This window comes from Bacteroidales bacterium, assembly GCA_018334875.1.
GTDB lineage: Bacteria > Bacteroidota > Bacteroidia > Bacteroidales > UBA12077 > JAGXLC01.
In genome coordinates this window covers 1-4169 of record JAGXLC010000355.1, presented here as the reverse complement: position 1 = coordinate 4169, position 4169 = coordinate 1, and the positions used below count along the sequence as shown (strand labels likewise).

The window sequence follows — 4169 nt, the reverse complement described above, 5'->3', positions numbered from 1 at the left end:
AAACCGTGGGTGATTGCATTGCAGCCAATCATTATGAGCTTTTTAAACAATATGCCCACCGGCAAAATCTGGCAACCCACCCCGAATCGGGAGGTCCGCATTCTGCCCCCATCGATGCACTTAAGGTCATGTCAATGAATGATATACCTATGGGTGAATTTTGGGCCCGTTCCAATACCCACCGGGTAAAAGCCTCAGAGCGACTAAGCGTGAAACAGAGTGCCTGTGTTGCCCATACCAGCGGGAAGCGTTTTGTTCAGGCGGAAGGTCCTACCAGCATTGGCCCGCAATGGGAGCGTGCTCCCAAAGATCTGAAAGGTTTGATGGACCGTATATTTTGTGCTGGTGTCAATCGCGTTGTATGGCATACCTATACATCGTCACCGGATAAATACGGAATTCCCGGTAATGAATATTTTGCCGGCACCCATTTCAACAGGCATGTTACCTGGTGGGATGAAAGCAGGGAGTTTGTCAGCTATCTGAACCGCACTCAGCATCTTCTCAGCCAGGGGTTGTTTTCTGCTGACGTGCTTTATTATTACGGGGATCAGGTTCCCAACTTTGTTTTCATGAAGAATGAAGTGGAAGAGCTTGACTTCGGTTATGACTGGGACAAATGTGCCAGTCATGTTCTGTTGAATCGCGTTTCATTTGAAGATGGCCGGTTGAGGCTTCCCGACGGCATGAACTACCAGGTGCTGAAGCTCCCCGACCGCGAGGCCATTAACCTGGAAGTTTTGCGTAAAGTTGAACAACTGGTGAAAAACGGTGCAACAGTGATAGGCCCCCGGCCTGAACGGGCAACCGGTTTATCAGAATATCCCGAATCGGATAAAGAAGTGAAAGAAATAGCCGGTCGCTTGTGGGGTGATATTGACGGCAGGCAGATTACCCGGAACAAATACGGGAAAGGCAAAGTGGTCTATGGAGATGATGTGAACGAAGTATTAATGGAAAAAGGTGTAATCCCTGATTTGACTTTTAACAGCAGCCGGGAAGAAACCCAGTTGGATTATATCCATCGTTATACCAATGATGTGGATATCTATTTTGTATTGAACCGTTTTGCTTACGAGGGGATCAATGATTTTAAATACCGCTATAAAACATCCCTTCCCGACAGATACGAACAGGTGGAAGTTGGGTTCCGTGTGACAGATAAGGCACCTGAAATCTGGGATCCCATGACCGGAGAGACAAAAAAAGTAAGCACCTACCGCGAAGAAAACGGCCGTACCTATATTCCCCTTCATTTTGCACCGGAGGGATCTAAATTTATTGTTTTTAGAGACGACAAGGATAAAGATCATGACACGCATATAACCAAAATTACCAGGAACGGAAAGGATCTGTTTCCTTTAAATGATCTGCCTGTGCTGAAACATCCTTATATTGAACCGGAATATTACGGCGGTGATCTCACTGCTGCTGTATATGAACCTGGAGAGTATGAACTTACCTTTTCTGACGGAAATGTGAAAACCTTTACTTTTAATCGTCCTTTGCAGGAGAAAAGAATAAAGAGTCCGTGGGAGGTTTCATTTGATACCGAATGGGGAGGCCCTGAGGATACGGTATTTAATGAATTAAGATCATGGACAGCGTTTGATGCCAAAGGCATTAGATATTATTCCGGTGATGCCACCTATGAACAAACCTTCAATGTCTCCCGGGAGGATCTGGAGGATCAATCTGTCTTTTTAGATCTGGGTAATGTACTGGAACTGGCATCTGTTCGGTTAAACGGAAAAGATATGGGTGTTCAGTGGAAAAGCCCGTTCAGGGTTGATGTGACCGATGAGATTAAGGCAGGTGAAAATACTCTGGAGGTAGAAGTGACCAATCTGTGGCCGAACCGCTTAATCGGAGACAGCAAAGTACCCGAGGATGAAAGGTACACCCAGACCAATGTCACAAAGTTTGATGCGGAAGATTCGGAGAAGTATATGCGGCAATCCGGTTTGCTGGGTCCGGTGAAGGTGATTTTTGCTAAAAATTTGATAGTAAAACAGGAGTGAATTAAGTAATATTCATTTATACTGTTGAAGTTATTATGAGGATACATACAATAAAATCGTACCGAAAATTTGTTTTCAACTCCTTATTAATTTTATCGTTGGTTTTGCTGGCCAACTGTACAAACTTTCAGTCCGATCCTGCCCCCGAAGGTTTAATGACAGATCTTCTGAAAAAACCGGAAGATGCAGTAATAACCAATCCTGAACCCCGGTTTTCCTGGATTGTTAACGGGGAAAGTGATGCCACAATGCAGACAGCTTATCAGATACTGGTTGCATCGGATAAACAAACCATTGAAGAGAATGAGGGTGATGTATGGGATTCGGGGAAAGTCAGTTCAGAAGAGTCTGTAGCCGTTCCTTTCCGGGGCAAAAAACTGGAGGAATATACGAGCTATTGGTGGAAAGTCCGTACCTGGGATCAGGATGGGCAGACGAGTGCTTACAGCGGGGCCCAACAATTCAATACAGGTGATTTTTCCAGGGTCGATAGAAACTGGCCCGGTCAGAGCCGATGGGTTACCATTGAAGAAAATGGAGAAGAAAGACATGTTCTGGAAGACAGACAGCGGGCCAACTATCATGAGATAACCCCTGAAAGCGTTACAAAAAATGCTGAAGGCAATCATTTTATCAGTTTTGCAAAGGCAGCGTTCGGGACCTTAAAATTGAATCTGGATCCTCAGCGGGCTGATTCTGTTGTGGTGCATCTTGGCGAGAAAAGCACCGGATGTAATGGTGTTGATCGAAGTCCGGGCGGCAGTATTGTATATGAAAAGCATGTGTTGGATTTAGATGAAGGACAAACAGAATATAAACTAGAACTGCCCCGGAAAATTGCCCATTATCCCAACAGCCAGGTGCTACCCGATCATATGCCTGAAGTTACGAGTTACCGGTATGTTGAAATAGAGGGTTATGAAGGGTCAATTGATAAAGAGGAAATCAATCAATTGGTATTACTTTATCCTTTTGACGGGGAATCTTCATATTTCCATTCTTCCGACTCAAATCTCAATAAAATATGGGAGCTTTGTAAGCATACACTTCAGGTTACCCCTTTTTTCGGATTATATGTTGATAACGGTGCCCGTGAGCGTATGCCCTATGAAGCGGATGCTTATATGCAACAGATCAGTCACTATAGTGTCGACCGGGAATATGCCGTGCAGCGGTACACCACCAAATATTTGATCTTTAATCCAAGCTGGCCGGTAGAGTGGCACCTGCACATTCCACTGATGGCCTGGGCTGACTACATGCAAACGGCCAATAAAGCATTACTGGAGGAATATTATGATGAAATAAAACACAAAGCCATGCTGCCATTGGCAAGGGAAGACGGACTACTCAGCACACCCTATACCCGTGAAGGCTATGTAGATGAGGAATTTCTGGAGACCATACATTACGATGGTAGCAGTTTCAGGGATATAACAGACTGGCCTCAGGGTACCCCGGCCAATGAGAGCGAGCATCGTAGCGGCCATGGAAGTATAACCCTGGAAGGGGAGACGGACAGGTTTGTATTTTCTGATGTCAGCACTGTGGTCAATGCTTTTCATTACCGCAACCTGGTACTGATTTCCAAAATAGCCGGGGTGCTGGACAAGGAAGAAGACGCCAGGTGGTTTGAAGAAAGGGCAAAAAAAGTAAAGGCCTCATTCAATGAAAAGCTCTTTAATGAAGATAGGGGGCTTTATACCGACGGAGACGACATAAAACATACCTCTCTGCATGCCAATATGTTTCCTGTGGCATTTGGACTCGCACCTAAGTCCAGCTATCCCCAATTGAGGGAATTTCTTATTTCAAAAGGAATGGCATGCAGCCCAATTATGGCTCGCTATCTGTTTGATGCCTTGTATGAGTTGGAAGCCGAAAATTATGCCCTCAGGCTCCTGACCAATGAACTTGACCGCAGTTGGATGAATATGATTCGGTTTGGCACTACAATTGTTTCCGAAGCCTGGGATATAAAGTATAAAAGAAATATGACCTGGAATCAGCCCACGGGTGCTACTCCGGCCTATATTATTCCCCGGAAAATTTTTGGCATTGAACCATTGGAACCTTCTTTCCGCAAAATACGCATCAAACCCCAGCCGGGTGACTTAGAGCAGGCAGAAATAAAACACCCTACCATCA

2 protein-coding genes are annotated in these 4169 nt (G+C 45.1%); both read left to right on the top strand.

Features of this window, described 5'->3' with window-relative positions; translation table 11 throughout:
* A partial coding sequence (locus KGY70_17960) for a glycoside hydrolase family 2 (protein MBS3777088.1) occupies nucleotides 1-2021 on the top strand: 2021 nt, incomplete at its 5' end.
* 155 nt (nucleotides 2022-2176) lie between these two features.
* Nucleotides 2177-4169: alpha-L-rhamnosidase (locus KGY70_17955; protein MBS3777087.1), on the top strand; the 1993-nt coding region annotated here is incomplete at its 3' end.